Annotated in this window: 13 protein-coding genes; 2 read left to right on the top strand and 11 right to left on the bottom strand. The window is 54.7% G+C overall.

The window, feature by feature from the left end; translation table 11 throughout:
* Positions 1-20: 20 nt before the first annotated feature.
* From lon to VGJ94_16440, 10 genes are all read right to left on the bottom strand, one after another.
* Complete coding sequence (lon, locus tag VGJ94_16485) at positions 21-2384, bottom strand: endopeptidase La (GenBank protein ID HEY3278214.1); 2364 nt, start codon at positions 2382-2384, stop codon at positions 21-23.
* Between the two features lie 9 nt (positions 2385-2393).
* Positions 2394-4310 carry a molecular chaperone DnaK gene (gene dnaK, locus VGJ94_16480; GenBank protein ID HEY3278213.1) on the bottom strand — a complete coding sequence of 639 codons (1917 nt, stop codon included), beginning with the start codon at positions 4308-4310 and terminating at the stop codon, positions 2394-2396.
* A gap of 84 nt (positions 4311-4394) precedes the next feature.
* Entirely contained in the window at positions 4395-5219 is an 825-nt protein-coding gene (locus tag VGJ94_16475) for a metal ABC transporter permease (GenBank protein HEY3278212.1), read from the bottom strand.
* Positions 5220-5230: 11 nt separating this feature from the next.
* Complete coding sequence (locus VGJ94_16470; protein HEY3278211.1) at positions 5231-6001, bottom strand: metal ABC transporter ATP-binding protein; 771 nt, start codon at positions 5999-6001, stop codon at positions 5231-5233.
* Positions 5998-6957, bottom strand: a complete 960-nt coding sequence (locus VGJ94_16465; GenBank protein ID HEY3278210.1) for a zinc ABC transporter substrate-binding protein — start codon at positions 6955-6957, stop codon at positions 5998-6000. The genes VGJ94_16470 and VGJ94_16465 overlap by 4 nt, the downstream gene beginning before the upstream one ends.
* The gene (locus VGJ94_16460; GenBank protein HEY3278209.1) at positions 6954-7379 is read right to left on the bottom strand and encodes a transcriptional repressor; all 426 of its coding nucleotides are present in this window, start codon (positions 7377-7379) and stop codon (positions 6954-6956) included. The genes VGJ94_16465 and VGJ94_16460 overlap by 4 nt, the downstream gene beginning before the upstream one ends.
* A gap of 516 nt (positions 7380-7895) precedes the next feature.
* Complete coding sequence (locus tag VGJ94_16455) at positions 7896-8738, bottom strand: hypothetical protein (GenBank protein ID HEY3278208.1); 843 nt, start codon at positions 8736-8738, stop codon at positions 7896-7898.
* Between the two features lie 17 nt (positions 8739-8755).
* Complete coding sequence (locus tag VGJ94_16450; protein ID HEY3278207.1) at positions 8756-10237, bottom strand: AAA family ATPase; 1482 nt, start codon at positions 10235-10237, stop codon at positions 8756-8758.
* 58 nt (positions 10238-10295) lie between these two features.
* Positions 10296-11741 (bottom strand): hypothetical protein, encoded by a 1446-nt coding sequence (locus tag VGJ94_16445; GenBank protein ID HEY3278206.1) that lies wholly within the window; start codon positions 11739-11741, stop codon positions 10296-10298.
* Positions 11735-12031 carry a hypothetical protein gene (locus VGJ94_16440; protein ID HEY3278205.1) on the bottom strand — a complete coding sequence of 99 codons (297 nt, stop codon included), beginning with the start codon at positions 12029-12031 and terminating at the stop codon, positions 11735-11737. The genes VGJ94_16445 and VGJ94_16440 overlap by 7 nt, the downstream gene beginning before the upstream one ends.
* Positions 12032-12305: 274 nt before the next feature.
* On the opposite strand from VGJ94_16440, the gene VGJ94_16435 reads away from it, so the two are divergent.
* Positions 12306-14018, top strand: a complete 1713-nt coding sequence (locus VGJ94_16435; GenBank protein ID HEY3278204.1) for a transposase — start codon at positions 12306-12308, stop codon at positions 14016-14018.
* Positions 14019-14069: 51 nt separating this feature from the next.
* On the opposite strand, the gene VGJ94_16430 is transcribed toward VGJ94_16435, so the two are convergent.
* The gene (locus VGJ94_16430) at positions 14070-15056 is read right to left on the bottom strand and encodes a transposase (GenBank protein HEY3278203.1); all 987 of its coding nucleotides are present in this window, start codon (positions 15054-15056) and stop codon (positions 14070-14072) included.
* Between the two features lie 695 nt (positions 15057-15751).
* Between VGJ94_16430 and VGJ94_16425 the strand changes: the two genes are divergently transcribed.
* A complete protein-coding gene (locus tag VGJ94_16425; GenBank protein ID HEY3278202.1) occupies positions 15752-18835 on the top strand; it encodes a fibronectin type III domain-containing protein in 3084 nt (1027 codons plus the stop codon).
* Positions 18836-19454 lie beyond the last annotated feature (619 nt).

Genomic DNA, 19454 nt, shown 5'->3' with positions numbered 1-19454 from the left:
TTCCGCGAACGCGGAAGCGCTTACTTCTTCGGTTTATCCGCGAGGCAGAATTCCACTGCCTCTTCCATCTTCTCCATAAACCTGAACTGCATGTTGTCCTTGATGCTTTCCGGCACTTCTTCCAGGTCCTTTTCGTTGAACTTGGGCAGGGCCACGATATTGATTCCGGCCCGCTTTGCAGCGAGGACCTTCTCTTTTATGCCTCCCACCGGAAGGATCAGACCCCTGAGCGTTATCTCGCCCGTCATGGCTACATCGTTTCTCACGTGTTTATCCGTGAGCAGGGAGACCAGGGAGACGAGCATGGTCACTCCCGCCGACGGTCCGTCCTTGGGAATCGCCCCCGCGGGCACGTGGATATGGATGTCGTTCTTTTCAAATACTTCCTCGGGGATATTGAAATCCGCTGCCTTGCTCCGTATGTAGCTCAAGGCTGCCTGGGCCGATTCTTTCATCACGTCGCCCAGTTGGCCCGTAAGGGTGAGATTCCCTTTCCCCCGCATCTTGGTCGATTCGATGAAGAGGATATCGCCACCCGTAGACGTCCAGGCAAGACCGGTGGCCACACCCGAGTATTTTGTCCTCTCCGCGATCTCGGAGAAGAATTTTATCGGTCCCAGATATCCATGGATGCTGTCCGCGGTAATGATCTTCTTTTCCGTTTCGCCTTCGGCCACACCCCTGGCCACACCCCGGCAGATAGTGGCGAGCTCCCGCTCGAGGTTCCTCACACCCGACTCCTTGGTATGGGAGCGGATGACGACCTTGATGGCCTCGTCTTCGAATTCTATCATCTCCGCCGTGAGGCCGTGCTCCTCCCGCTCTTTCGGGATGAGGAACTGCTTCGCGATCATCAGCTTCTCTTCTTCCGTGTAACCCGGCAGCTCGAGCACCTCCATCCTGTCCCTCAGGGCAGGCGGTATGGGGTCGAGCATGTTTGCCGTGGCGATGAACATCACCTTCGAGAGGTCGAAAGGCACCTCGAGGTAATGGTCGCTGAAGGAGAAGTTCTGCTCCGGGTCAAGGACTTCGAGGAGCGCGCTTGACGGGTCGCCGCGGAAATCCATGCCGATCTTGTCCACTTCATCCAGCATGAAGATCGGGTTATTCGAGCCCGCTTTCTTGATCCCCTGTATTATCCTTCCCGGAAGGGCGCCCACATAGGTCCTCCTGTGGCCCCTTATCTCCGCCTCGTCCCTGATGCCTCCCAGGGACATGCGCATAAATTTCCGGCCTAAAGCCCTGGCAATCGACTTACCAAGTGAGGTCTTTCCCACACCGGGAGGCCCTGCAAAGCAGAGGATCGGGCCTTTCATATCCGCCTTCAGCTTCCTCACCGCCAGGTATTCGAGAATCCTCTTCTTCACCTTGGCGAGGTCATAGTGGTCCTCGTCGAGGATCGCACTCGCTTCCTTTATGTCCAGATTATCGTCCGTCGACACGGACCACGGTACTTCAGTGAGCCAGTCGAGGTAAGTCCTCGATACAGTGTACTCGGCCGACATGGTGCTCATCTTGGAGAGCCGGTCGAGCTCCTTTTCCGCCACCTTCTGGACGTCGGGCGGCATCACTGAATCGGTGATCTTCTTCCTGATCTCATCCATCTCCTGGAGCCGGTCGTCCGTCTCTCCCAGCTCCTTCTGGATCGCCTTGAGCTGCTCCCTCAGGTAATATTCCCGCTGGGTCTTGTCGATCCCTTCTTTTACATGAGACTGGATCCTGCTCGACAGCTCCAGGGTCTCCACCTCCCTGTTGAGGAGGATGGTAACTTTTTTAAGCCTTTCCTTCAGGTCGATCTTTTCGAGGATCTCCTGCTTCTCCGTCACGCCGATATTGACGGTGGAAGCGATGAGATCGGCAAGGTTCCCCGGGTTCTCTATCTTCGTCGCGATCTGAGTCAGCTCCGACGAAAGGTACGGGGCCATGTCGATCGCCTTTTTATAAAGGTTCTTGAGGTTGATGTACATGGCGTCAACCTCGATGTCTTTCTGATACTCCTCGAAAATAGGCAGCACCCGGGCCATGAGATGGGGCTCTTTCTGGGTAAACTCAATGAGCTTGAACCTGCAAAGCCCCTGGACGACCACCCTTTGGCTCCCGTCCACCATCTTCACCATTTTCATGATGGTTGCGACAGTGCCTATGGTGTAGAGGTCCTCGATTCCCGGGTCCTCTATGTCGGGATTCTTCTGGGTAATGATCCCGATCATCTTATCTGAATTCATTGCCTCGTCCACGAGCCGGATCGATCTCTCCCGTCCGACTATGAGAGGCATTACCAGGTCAGGATATGCCACGGTGCCGCGAAGTGGCAGTATAGGCACTTCCGCAGGTATGAATAACCTGTCCTTTGCGCCCTTATCGTTCTTGAATCCGATTACCATTGACTCCCCCTATTTTTTAACGTCCTCGAACTCGGCGTCTACCACGTCATCGTCGCCCTTCGCTCCGCCCTGAGGACCGCCCTGCCCCGGACCCTGAGGTCCCTGGCCCTGTCCCTGGGCGCCCGATGTCTTTTTATAGAGCTCCTCAGCGAGCTTGTGAGATGCTTTGGTAAGTTCCTCCGACGCTCTCGTGATCCTGTCCGTATCGCCGCTCTTTATGGCTTCCTTCGCCGCACTGAGCGCGTCCTCCACAGGTCTTATCTCGTCCGCCGTCAGTTTGTCTTTGCTCTCGTTCAACGTCTTTTCCGTGGTATATACAAGGTTATCGAGCTGGTTCTTCACCTCGATCTCCTGTTTTCTCTTCTTGTCCTCATCGGAATGGACCGCCGCGTCGTCGACCATCTTCTTGATGTCCTGCTCGGTCAGACCGGTAGAGGCGGTAATGGTGATATTCTGCTCCTTGCCGGTAGCAGTATCTTTTGCCGCCACATGGAGTATGCCGTTTGCATCGATATCGAAGGTCACCTCGATCTGAGGAATGCCCCTCGGCGCGGCCGGAAGCCCTATCAGGTGGAACCTTCCAAGGGTCCTGTTGTCTCTCGCGAACTCCCTCTCGCCCTGGAGCACGTGGATCTCGACGCTCGTCTGGCTGTCCTCGGCAGTGGTGAAGATCTGGCTCTTCTTGGTGGGTATGGTCGTATTTCTCTCGATGATCTTGGTCATAACCCCGCCCAGGGTTTCGATACCCAGTGAGAGAGGCGTCACGTCGAGGAGGAGCACGTCCTTTACCTCGCCCGCGAGCACGCCGGCCTGTACCGCTGCGCCGAGGGCCACTACCTCATCCGGGTTGACGCCCCTGTGCGGCTCTTTGCCGAAGAAGGTCTTTACCAGCTCCTGGACCTTGGGTATCCTCGTGGAGCCTCCCACCAGGACGACCTCGTCTATCTGGCCCGGGTTCAGCTTTGCGTCATCGAGGGCCCGCTTACAGGGTCCCATGGACCTCTGGATGATATCGTCCGCAAGCTGCTCGAGCTCCGCCCGCCTCATCCTGAGATTAAGGTGCTTCGGCCCCGACTGGTCCGCGGTAATGAAAGGCAGGTTTATCTCCGTCTCCACCGTGGTGGAGAGCTCTATCTTCGCCCTCTCCGCCGCTTCCTTCAGTCTCTGGAGCGCCATCCGGTCCTTCGAAAGGTCGATGCCCTGGTCCTTCATGAACTCCGAATTGATCCAGTTGATGATCTTCTGGTCTATGTCGTCGCCGCCCAGATGGGTGTCGCCGTTGGTAGATTTCACTTCCACTACATTGTCGCCTACCTCGAGAATGGAGATGTCGAAGGTGCCTCCGCCGAAGTCGTAGACGGCGATGGTCTCGTTCTTCTTCTTATCGAGCCCGTAGGCAAGGGCCGATGCGGTAGGCTCGTTGATGATGCGCAGCACGTTGAGCGCCGCGATCCTGCCCGCGTCTTTTGTGGCCTGTCTCTGGGAGTCGTTGAAATAGGCGGGTACGGTAACGACCGCGTCTTCGATCGTCTGTCCCAGATGGGCTTCGGCCGATTTCCTCAGTTTCTGAAGGATAAATGCGGAGATCTCCTGGGGCGTGTACTGCTTGCCTCTCACGTCGACCCGCGCGCTGCCTTCCTGATCGGCGACCACCCTGTAGGGTACGGTCTTGATCTCTTCCTGGACTTCACTGAACCTTCTTCCCATAAATCGCTTTATGGAAAAGATGGTGTTTTCAGGATTGGTGATAGCCTGCCTCTTCGCCGTCTGGCCTACCAGGATCTGCCCGTCTTTCGTAAAGGCCACTACGCTGGGAGTAAGGCGGCTTCCTTCTTCATTGATGATGACTTTAGGCTCTCCGCCCTCCATCACCGCTACTACTGAATTCGTCGTTCCAAGATCGATTCCGATAACTTTTTTTGCCATGTGCTGCCCCCTCGTCGATTATTAATTTTCCAAATTAAATATAAGTTCCGAACCGGCCGTTGTCAATATTGGCCGCCCGGACTGTTACTTATAAGATCTTGTAAATATAGTGCTTTTCAATACCATGACCCCAAGAAAGATTATAAAGTTGAGGATCACGACGGTCGCCCCGGTGGGCAGATCCAGGAGATAGGAGACGAAAATCCCCAGGATCACCGACACCACGCCTATGGTCGCGGCGATCACGATGGTCGCCTTGAACCCCTTTCCCACCTGGAGGGCGGTAACCGCGGGCAGGACAAGGAGCGCCGAAATGAGCATGATGCCCACGACGCGCATGGCGAGCACCACCGTAAGGGCGGTAAGGAGCACGAGCACCGTATTCATGGCCTTCACCTTCACACCCGCGGCCCTGGCCGATTCCTCGTCGAGGGTCACGGAGAGCATGTCGTGGTAGAAGGTCACGATGGTGCCGATAAGGACCACGGAAAGGACGATCGACGAGATCACCTCGGCGCGGCTTATGGAGAGGATATTCCCGAAGAGGTAACTGAAAAGGTCGACATTGAATCCCCCTGCCACACTGGCAAGGATTATGCCTCCCGCAATCCCCAGCGACGAGACGATCGCGATAGCCGCGTCCCCGTACACCTTCGCCTTTTCCGTAAGCTTCATGATACCGAGAGAGCTTATCATGACAATGGGGGCGGCCACGTAGATCGGATAGACCTTCAAAAGCAGGCCCACCGCCACACTGCCGAAAGTCACGTGCGCCAGGCCGTCGCCGATGAGCGAAAGGCGGCGCAGCACGAGAAATACCCCGAGGGTCGCGCAGAGGATGGCGATGAAGGAGCCTGCCACCAGCGCCCTCTGGATGAAACCCTGACTTAGAAAATCGAGGAGGTCCAATTGTGCCCTTTTTAGTTTATGGTCCGTATGATCCCGTCGTGCCGGTGACAGATCACATGCTGGGAAAATTCCCCGAAATAACTTGCCATGCCGGTGGAATGGCAGAAGCTCTCGAAGGTGCCGAAAAAAACGACCTTCTTGTCAAGGTAGAGGAGCTTCGATGCAAATTCCCCGATGGTGCCGTGGTCATGGGTAATGATGATGATGGTGACAAGCCTGTTCCGGTTTAGCTCGTTCAGGATGCCGAAAAATCTCTCCCTCGTCTCCGGGTCGAGGGCGGTAGTCGGCTCGTCGAGGATCAGAAGCTCCGGCTCGCCCACAATGGCCTTTGCCAAAAAGACCCTCTGCTGCTGGCCCCCCGAGAGCTCGCCTATCAGCTTGTTGCCGATTCCTCCGATATCCATGAGGTCGAGGGCCTTATCGACCGCGGCGTAATCGGAGCGGTCCATCCTCTTGGGAAACTTTTTCTTCGAGATCAGGCCCAGGGATACCACCTCTTTCACCGTGGCGGGAAACCGGGGATTGAAGGACGTAAGGCGCTGGGGCAGGTATCCGACGCGCTGCCACGTGTGGAACTGGGTAGGATCTTCCCCGAAGAGAGAAACCTTTCCCGACGTAGGTTTGAAGAACCCCAGGAGAAGCCTGATAAGGGTGGTTTTCCCCGACCCGTTGGGTCCCACGAGCCCGAGGTAGTCGCCTTTTTCCAGGGCAAAGGTGGCGTCCGTCAGCACCTCTCCCCCGTTATACTGAAAATGGACGTGGTCTACGGAAAGGACGCTCATTTGCACCCCAACCCTTTTCTGAGATTTTGAAGGTTCTTATCCATGAGGGCCATAAAGGTAATCCCTTTTTCCATGTCGTCCCGACTGATATTATGGGCCCCATGAAGCGGCAGGAGTTCCGCCCCGGTCTCCGACGCCAGCACCTCCGCCATCCTGGGTGTAATCAGCTCTTCATAATAAACCGCGGTAATCCCTTTCTCCTTCATCAATTTCTTGAGCGCCATGATCCGCCGCGGAGTGGGCTCCGCGTTGGGAGACCCCTGATAGGCGGAGACGTAGGCAAGGCCATACCTCTTTGCCAGGTAATTGAAGGCGAAATGGCCCCCGTGCACGAAGGTGCGGACCCTGCACGTATCGAGGCCCATCTTGAACCTCTGATCGAGGTCGGCCAGGGCAGCCTTGTATTTTTGGGCGTTGGCCATGTAGTAGTCCTTATGGGCGGGATCACGGGTAATGAGGCCGTCAGTGATATTATCCACCATCTTCGCGGCGTTCCCGAAATCGAGCCAGACATGGGGGTCGGGGCCGCCATGCCCCTCACGGCCCTTTTCATGACTGTCATGAGACTCTTCCCCCTTTTCGGTACTCTCGAGGAGGGTAATCCCCTTACTCGCGTCAACCACCACGAGATTCGTATTATACGTGCTCCTAAGGAGTACCTCTACCCAGGGCTCCATATTTTTTCCGGTGTAAATAAAGAGATCCGCCGAATTGATCTTCGCCATATCCCCGGGCTTCGGCTCGAAATGGTGAGGCTCGACGCCCGGAGGGACCAAAAGGCTCACCACCACGTGCTCGCCGCCCACGTTCCGGGCAAAGTCATAAAGGGGAAGAAGGGTAGTAATCACCTTGATCTTTCCCAGGGCTGCCTCGTCTTTCTTGTGACACGCCGTCAGGCCGAAAAGGAGCATAATCGAAACGATAATGAGACCAATATATCTGACCTGCGTCTTCACCCGCGGCACCTCTCGCATATGCCGAATACCTGGAGCAGATGGGCCACCACGGAGCCCCTGAGGTTCCCCTCCACTTCGCGTCTGATCTCGTCCAACCCGCAGAAGCTCAGGTCCATGACCCTCCGGCACGAGACGCAGACAAAATGGTGGTGGTGACGCCCTTCCCGATTATGGCAGTAATAGTAGTAAAGCTTCCGGTCGGGATGAACGATCTTGATAATCACCCCGCCCTCCGAAAGGTCTTCGAGGTTCCGGTAGACAGTAGAAAGCCCGATCTTCCCGAACCTCCCCTTCATCTTCTCCCACACCTTCTCCGGACTCACATACCCCGCCTCGGCAGCCATAATATCAAGAATGGCAAGCCTCTTCGGCGTAACCTTAAGATGGAGCCCCTTAATGGAAGTCGTGAAGTCCTCAGCCATGGCGCCTCGAAGAGAAAGCTAAATGAAAATTGTTCCCAGTTAGTAGTATAGGGATGCAAGGCAGCCGACGTCAAGGGTAAACCGACCAGTGGGGAGGGAAAATCGCAACAAGAGGAAAGAAAGAAGGAAGAGGCGAAAGGCTGTGTTATCGTGGACGGCTTGCGGCATGGGCCGAAAACTCCATCTGCACCGTTATGGTCCGCTCTAGCCTTCCTGCGTATGCATATACGCTGCCTAGAGGCACCTACTTTTGGCTCCAGTCCGAGATGCTCCCCTACCGGCACACCTGAAGCTTCCGCCCCATGCCGCAATCCAGTGCCACCCGGCACAATTATTCCTCTGATAGAGGAGCCGGAAAGGACTTTTGGTTGGGAGGGGGTTGAAGCTCCTATCGATTATTACAATTTGGAGAAGTGTTCGTTTTTTTGAAGAGTAACCTGGATCGGCGCCAATTCCCATGCACGGAGAGGAAAGCCTGGATGTGGTGCGCTATCTATTATTCTAATTTCCACTGGATTAGAAAAAAATTCCGCTGGTGCAAAACCAATGGCTATCGGCGAGAGCATGATACAGCGCTGTTCGCCAGCCGTTTCGTCTGGCACGTTCACAACTTTCCGCTCTCCTGCGCATTTCTGTTCGAATCAGGTTAGAGCCGCCTGTCGCGTGAAGGTCTCGAAGCTGGTGACGGATATTCAGCAACTCGTCTGCTGCCTCTAATGAATAAAGCTTTCCAAGGCCGAGAATATGAAAATGTTTTTCCACTCGAGCCTTAAGCACAGATCCCCAATGCGCTGGGGCATTTACAAAAAATCGTACTACAGGGGGCTGCACATGCACTACCTCGGCTGCCAGCCAGTTATCTTCCTCGATGTTATCGTAATATGGGTGCAGCATCTCTTCGCTTGAATCCGTTGGGAGAAATGCAAGCTTCGCCTTATTGCAGTCGCTACAGGAGGGCACGAGATTTAAGGGCGTAACAACGAGGGCGGGATACTGGGCTTTTGGTAAATGATGATCAAGAGTAGTCACCACCCGCTGCCCGCAAAGTGGGCACTTCCCCTGAGGCGCTGAAGTGAAGATGGCGTCGTAAATTGGCCGTCCGGGTGCACCAATCTTTGCCATCCGCTGTGTATAAACAGCCTCCATCTCGGCCCGTGTAACTGTCCCTCCCACCATTATCTCGGGTGCTATCTCGTGCAGCCGTGTGTGCTCGGCCGCAGTATCATATTCGTTAGCCGCATCGACTACTACTTGCGTCACGTTTGCTAGGCGAGTCTTTAGTTCTTCAATCCTAACGCGGGTAATGCAGGCGCTGAACACGCTTCCCGCTTCCTGTGTCGGCTTCTCTAGCTTAATCACGCATGATCCTCTCGAAATTAGGGATTGGCGATGAGCGCGCGTACAATGGCACGTGCTTCGCCACCAAGTTCGCCGCCAAACTTCTGTAAAACAGAGTCAAAGGTACCCCCCGCCTCAAGTGCATCTCGTAATAGTTTGTGAAATCCGGAATGGGTTACTTCGAGACCGAATATCTCGCGCGTGAGTATGCCCACATTCTCACCGAATGTCTCTACATCGGGTCTTTCCGCTTTAACGTTTCTTCCGCTCCTCTGGATCTTCCAGACGCACTTTAAAGGAACTTCCTGAAGTACAACGGGCGAGTGGGTTGCGATTATGGCGACTCCGTTACGATTAACAAGCAAGTCCGACAGCGCTCTGATGAATGCCGATAGCAATGGGGGATGCAGATGCGCTTCGGGTTCATCTAATAGGACGAGAGTTCTTTCTTCCACTGTCTCTATCAATTTTGTGATCGTGAGAAGAACAATTTTGTGTCCGGAACTTAGTTTCCCGAATAATTTACGAGCCATGCTTTTTTGCGTTTCTTCGTCTAGTTCTCCGTCTGCGAGACTCGCGACGTCGGCCGCACGAAAGATGGGATCTGCCTCAAGCATCTCTAGAGCCCGTCGCCACCTTACTAAATGTGCGCCTCGGCTACAAACGGACAAACTACTTGCAAATTCTGTGGAAAGCCGATCGGGCGACTTCGGTGCGCGAGGTTTTCCATCCTCTGTAAGGCCCCGTCGCTTGAGACCTACATAGGAGCAGTGCATTCCTTCAGATCTATCACGGCGATTAGGCAGTGGTTCGAACGGATCGAACGCACTGAAGGTAACGGATACCAGATTAGCAAATAGATCATCATTGTCTGGCTCTTCGTCTACCACGCTGAACGACCCCACGTCCCTAGAATCCAAACGTTTATCCAGCAGACACCTTGCCATATGATCAAGAATGTGTGTTTTGCCCACTCCATTGCGCCCGATCAGCACATGAATGTTCGTTGGCGGCATTGACTCTGGCTCGACTACAAAAGATAAAGTTGCTTCCTTCGCATTTATTCTCTTAGGCTTGGCTAGTGTATATGTGAACTGATACCGCGACAGACGCGCCCCACCTCGTGCAAGCCGACAAAATTGCCCTTGTACTGTGGAACGGGTCACTGATCGCAATAACGATACGCCTGTGACCCTCTCTGCAAGTGATCGTTGGAACAAATCCTGGTCTAGCGCCATGTCACGCAAGGCTCGCAAGACTTCATCTCTTAGCTCAGGACCCAGTTCATTAAGTGTTTCATAATAGCTGAAATCTTGTCCAAGTGAGAAAAAATTCTCATCAAGCTGATCAAATTGATCTGGGACATCGGCTCGCCGCTGCCCTCTCGCCATCCCGAATTCGCCAATCTTCACGCTTCCAGCATGAAACCCCTCACCATTCCCGTCATAAACGATTAATGAATACATGGTGCTATAGCTGAACCAATCGTCCCAGCCATCGATTAGCAGAAACGACCTCATTTCGGCTCCATATGGTATATCCCTGGGATGCGAAACTACAGTGAAGCGCATCGTAAAGTCACCTCCCCATGGCCATGATGGCGTTCTCGACGCGTTCTATAGCCCACCTTTCGAGTTCCCATGCCTCGTTTCGCAAAGAGTTGGCCTTAAGCACTAAATTGCCAATCTCGTTCATAATTGCGGGGTCGGGCAGAGGCACTGGTATGCTGCCGAGCATGTCTTTGTCGACATGCACGACGACCGAACCATACGAATTTCGTTTGATCAGGCACTGTCCGTATTCGGAAGCCAACCACGCGTAAAGATACCCGGCGTTTGTGGTTGCGGCAGCAATGATGCGGGTAGCATCTTCGCTAGCCGTCCAACCCGTCATGTAGCGAGGGATAATTTGGACTCTGCCAATAGTGCCGGAGCGAGTGACTGCTATCATGCTCTCGCTTAGGGCTATTTCAGGTAAATCATGGAGGTGGGCTCCCTTCGCCAAGGCTTTTGAATCTACGGGATCAATCTGAAATAACTGCTTACTCGTAAGAAGGGGAATCCCTCCTTTTCGGACGTACAGCCGTTTTCGAAACTTGGTGATCGGCCTTATTTCTTTTGTTACCCTATTATCTTCTAAGGCCGCAATGTCAACTCCGAGTGATTCTATGGCTTGTTCGGCAGCTATCGCGCCGGGATGGTGGAAACTTGCCTCGAAACGCATGGCAAGGCGGGACGCTCGAATTACCGTACCTATTGGACCGTCGCAGCGGACGTTGAGGGAGTTCCGGATGGGCAATCCGAGGCGTTCGTGAAGCAGACGGTCGGCTTCACTAAGCAGCCGGTTCGCATCATCGCGCATTTCATAGGCCCGAACTACGGCACGACCGATTTCATTTCCCTTCACGGAAGGGAGATCGGGAATCCACACCCGTTTTAAATGCTCTGGCTCGATGTGCTGCACCACGGAACCATAGGTAGCCTTAGCGAGTTGAAGCCCCCCGAAATGTGAGCGGAGAAAGGCGGTCACGTACCCGGCGGTATCCGGATCCTTGGCGTGTACTCGAATGGCATGCTCAGAGAGAGCCATGCCAGCAATAGTCTCTGAGGCAAGCCCGACATTGCCTACAGTTCCCGAGCGCGATATCAAAACATCCCATTTCTTAATCAAGAGCTTTTCAAGTCCTTTGGTTTGTTTTCTACTCAGATAGTGATCGATCTCAGGCCTCATGCTTATTATGTCGGAACTGGAAAGAAACGGGACGCCAAACTCGGGATGCACATATATCCGTTTGAAACGGAAAGCGTTACTGGCCTCACGACAAAGTCCGTCAGGGCCATAAAGGGGGACAAGAGGCAAACCCGATGCCTCCAGTTGACCAACAGCCCGGCGTGCTTCGATGTTGAAAGCTGATGCCTCTAGGCGCATGTCGGCGTCAATTACCTCGCGCAGGCGAACAGTAGTGGATAGCCCTTCTCGGGGCCTCTCCTCCTGCCGCTCAACTTGGCCCGTATCTCTTACCATCCCAGGATCGCCTCGCGCTTCCAGGAAAGAAACTCATCCGCCACGATAGGCGTGTCATCATCGATTTCTTTTTGACGCGGAAGAAGCCGCATAGTCATCTGTCCAGTGGAAGTGGTCTCATACAGCTCAGTCTCGTCATTTGCCGTATCGGACAGAATCTCCTCTCCATCCTCATTCCGTTTATAGATGGTGTTTCCGCGCTTGTCATGACCGACGGCGATAAGTTGAGCCATGAAGATCTCGTAATCACTTAGCTGACCCTGAATGGCCTCGCGAGTCATTTCGTCCATAACCTTCTTCTGGAGCACCAGAATTGAAGTCTGAGTCCCATTCCGGGGCTGGAAAGTGTCGGGGTGAAGGTCTATGGAAGCGACGAGCCGGCAATGGGTGAGTATCCATGCACGCACGGGAGGCTATAGGGACGCTCTTAAGAACTTAAGTTAAATGGGATCATCCTCCATCAACCAGGGGGAGGCTATGGGGACGCTCTTAATAACTGATCCCTGAGAAGTAACCCTTCATAACTCTATTGCATTATAGCTATTACAGTGATAGAATATAGGCATGTATAAGAAGACACCACCTCAAGGCAAGCTCTTTGGTGTGGAGACTCAGGTCTCCCGTGCGTTACGTACCCGTCTCGAATCCTCATGGGCTCACCTCTTCAGATGCGAGATCATTCCTCTCTTGTTGAGAAAAGAAGATGACTATGCCGGGTTATATGGAACTACGGGCAGACCCAATTTCAGCGTAGCCCGTCTTCTGGGCCTGTGCCTCCTGCAGGAATGGAACGACTTAAGCGATCAGGAAGCCTTAGATACCTTCAGCTTCGATGTCCGGTGGCGCTATGCGCTCGATGTGCATGATGAGGATTACCTGTCCCGCCGCTCACTCGTGGAGTTTAGAAGGAGACTTGCCGAAAAGGACCCCGAGATGAGGATAATCCGGGCACTTTTCGAGAGTATCAGGGATTCGGCATTAAAGAGTCTTGGCCTCTCCACCTCTCACCAGAGGCTCGACTCCACCCATATCATCTCCAACATACGGCTGCGGGGCAGAGTAGCACTCTTCTCTCATACGATACGTCTCTTCCTCAAGAGTCTCGATAAAGATCACTTTGCCCGGGTGCCTGCTCCTATTAAGGAGTGGTATGGCCGCGAGCCCGAGGGATGGTTCGGTCTCGGCTCATCAGAACAGAAGATGAAACTGGAAGAGCTGGCCACGTATCTCTATGAGCTTATTGTTCTGTTTGAGAAGGACGACCTTGGAGAGCCCTATCAGCTCCTTACCCGTCTTTTCTCGGAACAATGTGAATGCTCCCGAGGCAATCCAAAAGAGCCGCCCACGATCCAAATCAAGAAGAAGGCCCTGGGAACCACCCTTCAATCCCCCTATGACCCTGATGCCTCATGCGGCCATAAAGGACCGGGCTACAGCCTCCATCTCGCGGAGACCTGCAAGAACAAAGGAAAAGAGATCATTACCGACTACGAAGTCCATGGTGCTGCCCGGTCCGACAGGGCAAAGACATTATCCGTGATTGAAAGGCTCACCGATGCCGGATGTAAGCCTGACACTCTCTTCGCCGATGGAGGATATCCCTCTGTCCCCTCGGCGCTCAAGGTAAAAGAGCAGGGCATCGAGTTTATCGCTCCGGTAGACCGCAGCAGGTTATCAGACGACGTAATGGGAAGAGATCGCTTCCAATTTGACTCAGACGGTCATGTGACTGCATGTCCCGAAGGACACGCACCCGCCGACCATCGCATCTTAAGCGGCAACAACAGTACCCGCCGTGCGCTCCATGCCATATTCGACGGTACGCTCTGCCGGGCGTGCGCCATGCTCGAGCGCTGTCCGGTCAGAACCCCCAATCATCGTGGAAAAGGCTGCAAGGCCCGGGATACGGTAGGCGACTTCCGTCTGGAGGTTACCCCCGAGCTTGCCTTAAGAGATCACATGTATGCCCTTCAGCACACACCAGAATGGAAAAACCGCTACAAGATCCGTGCAGGGATCGAGGCAACGAACTCGGAACTCAAGAGGGCCCACGGAATAGGAAAACTCAGGGTGCGCCGCTTGCCGAAGGTATGCTTTGCAGTGGCGTGTAAGATCATCGCCTGTAACATAAAGCGATGGGCCCAGGCCCTCATCCCTCTCAAAATCAATCTGCAGGACTTTCTATCGTTTCTTTGGGCTTGGGTGCTGGCGCTCCTATGCTGTTTTGCCGGCATCAACCTACTCAAGAGGCCGACTATGCAGGTGAGCGCCGATTGATCTTTCGTTTGTCTTGAAACGAGGGTTACTTCTCAGGGATCATAACTTAAGTTAAACAGGATCATTCTCCATCAACCGGTAGCCATTCTCCTCAGCGATTGTTTGGCCTCTCCTTACTGCATAGGTAATTGCTGCTTCCGTCACAGAAAAACGATCTGCTAGAGCTTTCTGTGACAGTCCCAGCATATGCACCGCCCAATAGCAGATCAACGCTCTCGCCTGGGCGATCCTCCTGGGTCTGCCTGATCCGTAAAGATCGCCGGGGCTGAGGTTGAAGAGAGTGGTCACTCGCTTCTCCACGTCATCGATATCTACGCCGGATTGTTTCAAGGCGTAATGGCGCTCGAGCCTTTCCTGCGCATCGGCCAGAAGGCGTAATACAAACGACGAATCCCCAAGGACCCTCTCGTCCCCCTTCATCGGAGCCTTCTTCATTTCAAGCCACCCGCCGGAGCTCCTTACCAGGCCTCCTCCGGTGAGATCCTCCCTGCGGCCCTGATCGAATCTTTTTTCGAGGAACTCAAGGTATGCAGCGGCACCGCCGAAGGAGGCGAGCGTATAATCCGCATCCTGCCACGGACAATTTCCCTTCCCGATGAGGACGGGATGTCCTGACCAGCGATAGAGGTTCAGACCGGTAATATCGGTCACCAATCCGGCGCGGAAGGGATTGAGGTGTATGTATACCACAAGCTCTTTAAAATAATTCTCTTCCTGACAAATGATCGATTTATAACGGTTCTGGAAGAGATGTCCGGAGCGTTTATAGCGTCGGTTGAATCCCGTGGCATATCCGGACAGAAGACAGGCCATTACCTTCGATAGGGGGATGTTACCCGTACGAAGGAGCAGGTGAACGTGGTTTGAAAGAAACGCCCATGCATAACAGCGGGTGTTACTTTCGGTGAAAAGCTTCTCGCACCTTTCAAAGAAGTCACGTCTGTCGGTATTGTTCTTGAAAAGGGACCGCTTTTCTATTCCCCGCACCATAATATGATGGAGAATACCTGCAGCATCGAGACGTGATTTGCGGGGCATGAGACAATACTACCCGTGACGTGCGATGATGTCAACATCTTTTTAAGTTCTTAAGAACGTCCCGGAAGGCTTTTTGCCTCGCCCCTCCTGGAATATCAAGCATTCCGGATGGACAAATCACGTCAAATAGGATTTAATAATGTTGACTCTTCCCTATTTTCCTCTTATTATTTTTGTAGGATAAATCCGTCATCAAGACGTATCAGTCACGTCAATAGACGCATAAGGGGTCAGTCCCCAGGAGCGAAGGAAGAAGAAGTCGCGGGAATACAGACGAGGCTTTCGGAGAATATACTTTCCCTCGACACATCGATTGTCGACGGAGAAAGAACCATTTGCCTTCCTGATGTTTTAAAGAGCAACGAAGACGCTGAGTCCATAATCCACGACAGAGAATGAATCGCACGTGATGAGGGAAACTCTGGAGGATTTTAAGGCAACCTTGAATAAGAAGGAGGCTTTCATCCTAGATCAGCGGCTCATGGAGGATAACCCGCTCACGCTTCGTGAGACAGGAGAGACCCTGGGCATAAGTCGTGAGCGGGCCCATCGGATGGAGAATCGTGTCATAGAGAAGCTGCCAGGCATTGCCTCTTTCAATAAGGGCGCTTTAAGAATCAGCGTGCCGGAAAACCTGACGACCAAAGCTACAAACGCAACGGTGACCATCAGCGGGAAAACCTCAAGGAGGAGCGATGGAAAAGGGCGCGGGCATCTCATTCATCGGGAGCGGAAACCACAGGAGTCGCGGCGGTAACGGACGAAAAGGCAATGGCTTTATCGCGCAGCGGAGGGCTATTTTCCTCGTCCTTCTTGCCCTGGTCCTCATCTGTCTCACCATAACGAGAGGATCCGGAGAGGAGATTGCCGGTGAGGCGGCCGCCGGGGCCGGGCCTGCCATTTCCATAACCCCGAAAACGAAGGCCTTCACCGACAAGGGCGGCTCGGGCAGGTGCACCGTCTCGCTCACCGGATGGTCCGGCACAGAGGCAGTGATCCAGCCTTCCGTCACGCAGGGCGACTCGTGGCTCCATCTCGTTTCCACTGCCCCCCTCACAGTGGCCCTCAAAAGAGGAAAGGGCTCCGCCGTCCTCTCCTACACGGTCGATGCCACCGCCGGCTATCTTCCCACGCCTTCCCAAGGTGCCATTACCGTGTCGATGAGGGACAGCACGGCCGGCGCGACCGCATCGGTCACACGTAAAGGCGTGGGATGTAAAATCGCGATAAGTCCCAGGGTCTCCTCCCAATTCAGCGCGGAAGGCGGAACCGGCTCATTCACCGTTACTGCGCCCGAAGGCTGCGAATGGCAAGTCTCCGCAGCCACCTCCACGTGGGTGGAAATCCTCTCCGCCCTTCACGGCTCCGGCCCCTCCGGCGTCGTGCAATATCGGGTGAGTGCGAATCAGGCAAAGGGGACGAGAACGGCGACAATTCAGGTGAAGGCCAACAACGCCGCCGCAAGCGCCTCATACAGGGCAAGCCAGGCAAAAGGTCCGCCCGTGTATACAGTCTCCATCGATGGCTTCGGCCGGGGCACGGTGACGGACAGCAAGAAAAAGATCAACTGCGGGCCCAACTCGACAAAATGCTCCGCCCATTACGATGAAGGCGCCTCCGTGGTCCTCACGGCCGCGGCTTCGGCAGATTGGACCCTGCACCACTGGACCGGCTGCGATACGACAAACGGGAGCGTCTGCACCATCACCGTCACCGGCGATAAGGTCATCCATCCGACCTTCGTCTCCACCACGGTCACGAGCCTCCACTCGAATGTGATCATCCTGGACGACCAGACCGTGTCTCTCCTCGAGATACAGGAGGGAAGCACCTATATTTTCGATGTGGACGCCACGGCAGTCGCGGCCCTCCAGCCGGGAGACATTATCGTCTCCAAGAGCGGCTACGGATTCGCGAGAAAGGTAGTCTCCGTCTTCTCTTTCGCTGGCTCTGCCATCTTCGTCGATACCGCCGACGTGACGCTCGAGGACATCATAAAGGAAGGGTCCCTTGTGGTCAACGGGGGCCTCACCTCGCACGATATAACCGAGGCGAGGCCCCTTCTCGAAGGGGCACGCCTTATGGAGGAGCCGGCAAAGAAAGGCGCCACCGCCTCCATCTCCCTCGATTCGAACGTCGGTCCCCTCCATATCAGCGGAATCACGAGCCTCTTCATCGAGCCTGATTTCGCGGCTGATGTTGGCCTCCTGGATGGGATCAGGGAGTTCAAGTCCTCAATATCCTTGAAAGACGAGACGAGCCTGACCCTCTCCTCGGACTCGAGCTTCTCCTTCGTGGACAGGGAGATACCACTCTATTCCTTCACCTTTGCCCCCATTGTTGCGGGGCCGGTGGTCTTTGTCCCCCTTGTGGACGTGAATCTTGTCATAAAAGGGAATACGGAAGTCGGCTTTTCCACGGGGATAAGTTTCTCCCAAACGGCCAGCATCGGGGTCCACTACAGGAAATCGGAGGGATGGTCTCCGGTGAAGGGCCATTCGAGGAGCATAGACGTGCGGGAGCCGACAATCACCGGTCCCCTTTCCCTGAAGGGGGGGATCGCGGCGGACGTCAATGTCCTCCTCTACGGGGTGGCAGGCCCGTATGCAAGTTTCGAGGCATACCTCGAGGCGGAGGCATCGGCCTCTACGAACGGCGCAGCTTCCTGTGTCGATTGGAGGCTCTTTCTCGGTGCGGGTGCGGGTGTGGGTACCGAGGTGGGCATCTTGGGATGGACCCTCGCGAAATATGAGGTGAGCCTCTTCGACTATAAATGGGATATTCTCGCCAGGAGTGTTTGTCCGGACCATGTGCCCCCGTCGGCGCCCCAGAACCTGAGGGCAACCGCCGTCTCCTCGTCGGACATCCAGCTCACGTGGGAAAAATCGACGGACACCATGGGCGTGGCCGGGTACCTGGTCTTCAGAAGGACCCAAAACATTGCCCGCACGTCAGGCACTTTGGCCAACGATTCGAATCTGAAGCCGGGCACCCAGTACTGTTACAGCGTAAAGGCCTTTGACGGCAGCGACAACCAATCGGCGGCGTCCGCCACAGTATGCGCCTACACCAAGCATGGCCGGGACACGGTCGCGCCGTCCACTCCCGTCAATGTCCGGGCCGAACCACTCTCCACAAGGGCAATAAGCCTGTCATGGGATGCCTCTACCGACGATGTGGCGGTTGCAGGCTACAAGATCTATCGGGGATCTTCGCCGGTGGGCTCCACCGCGGGCCTCACGGCGAACGACAACGGCCTCAGCCCCTCCACCTCGTACTGCTATACGGTAGTCGCCTATGACGAGGCGGGGAACACGTCTCCGGCGGGGGGTGCGGCGTGTGCCACCACCAAGGATGCGGGGGGCTGGACCGTATACTCCCGATGCCTCGGGCGTTCCTGGTACAGTATCCTATTCAACATGGATCTCGATGAATCGGTAAGTTCCTACGTCCATGTGTTTGGCACGGGGGAGTATTACGGTTTGGATCTCGCTTTCTTGCTCAGCGGCCGGTACGACTCCGATTCGGCGACCCTTGACGGGAGGATGACATGGCTTTTCCAGGCCAATTCGTGCATCAGGGTCGATGAATTCAGCGCCTATCTCGGCTCCGGGGAAAGCGGCGATATCACCATGGACCAGGTCAGGTTCTGCGGCTGCACCAGCCAAATCCGGTTCTCCAGGACAGGGGAAAGCGGCGCCGCCAAGCCGATAAAGACAGGAAGGAAGACGGGCGAGACCGGAGGAGACCTGTTCAATTCGAGCGGAAAGACGCGTTAGCCGCTCACGCCCCTGAGGCGGGCGAAAAGCAATCGGATGAAGACCGGAGAAGAGGGACACCATGTCACCCGTTCCCCAATCCCCGAATCCCGGTCCGGCGCCTTTTTACATACACCTTGTGCTCCACCCGTGATCTTATAGAATAGAGCGTATAGAAGAACCTGCGAGAATTTGCCGTGGACGGCTTGGGGGACATCCTATATTCCTCCTGTCAACACCAATGAGTAGAATATCCAACAATATCAACTCCCCAGCCAAAGACCCCTTCTCCACGGCGCACCCCTCCTGTCGTCTCTGTCTCTTTTAACCAGCAATTCTTCTCACCGTAAAGCGAACCCGCACCTCAGCGTTATCAGTATCCGGTGGGAAGCAAGAGGGACGGGCATAATAACTAACTCTCGCGACGCTCAAGACCTAATCCCGGTAAACCATCATTTTTACTACATCCAGGAACTCATCCCCGTATTAAGGAAGTATTTAGGGTCACCCATTAGAGGGCTCCCTGTCAAGAGATAATTCTTCCCCTACTGCAAAAACCTGACGGTCTGCAGGGAGTGTAATACCACAAAACGATAGGTTTCTTGCCATCCTTTTCCTCTCTGCGCCCGCGTCTTCGTTC

It is taken from the genome of Syntrophorhabdaceae bacterium, assembly GCA_036504895.1.
GTDB lineage: Bacteria > Desulfobacterota > Syntrophorhabdia > Syntrophorhabdales > Syntrophorhabdaceae > PNOM01.
The sequence above is the reverse complement of the archived record's forward strand: the minus strand, read 5'-3'. Positions and strand labels throughout refer to the sequence as shown.

Coding starts and splice junctions, on each gene's coding strand:
- lon (HEY3278214.1), bottom strand. CDS start 2,384: ATGGTAATCGGATTCAAGAACGATAAGGGCGCAAAGGACAGGTTATTC.
- dnaK (HEY3278213.1), bottom strand. CDS start 4,310: ATGGCAAAAAAAGTTATCGGAATCGATCTTGGAACGACGAATTCAGTA.
- VGJ94_16470 (HEY3278211.1), bottom strand. CDS start 6,001: ATGAGCGTCCTTTCCGTAGACCACGTCCATTTTCAGTATAACGGGGGA.
- VGJ94_16460 (HEY3278209.1), bottom strand. CDS start 7,379: ATGGCTGAGGACTTCACGACTTCCATTAAGGGGCTCCATCTTAAGGTT.
- VGJ94_16450 (HEY3278207.1), bottom strand. CDS start 10,237: ATGAGGTCGTTTCTGCTAATCGATGGCTGGGACGATTGGTTCAGCTAT.
- VGJ94_16445 (HEY3278206.1), bottom strand. CDS start 11,741: ATGGTAAGAGATACGGGCCAAGTTGAGCGGCAGGAGGAGAGGCCCCGA.
- VGJ94_16440 (HEY3278205.1), bottom strand. CDS start 12,031: ATGGACGAAATGACTCGCGAGGCCATTCAGGGTCAGCTAAGTGATTAC.
- VGJ94_16435 (HEY3278204.1), top strand. CDS start 12,306: ATGTATAAGAAGACACCACCTCAAGGCAAGCTCTTTGGTGTGGAGACT.
- VGJ94_16430 (HEY3278203.1), bottom strand. CDS start 15,056: ATGCCCCGCAAATCACGTCTCGATGCTGCAGGTATTCTCCATCATATT.
- VGJ94_16425 (HEY3278202.1), top strand. CDS start 15,752: ATGGAAAAGGGCGCGGGCATCTCATTCATCGGGAGCGGAAACCACAGG.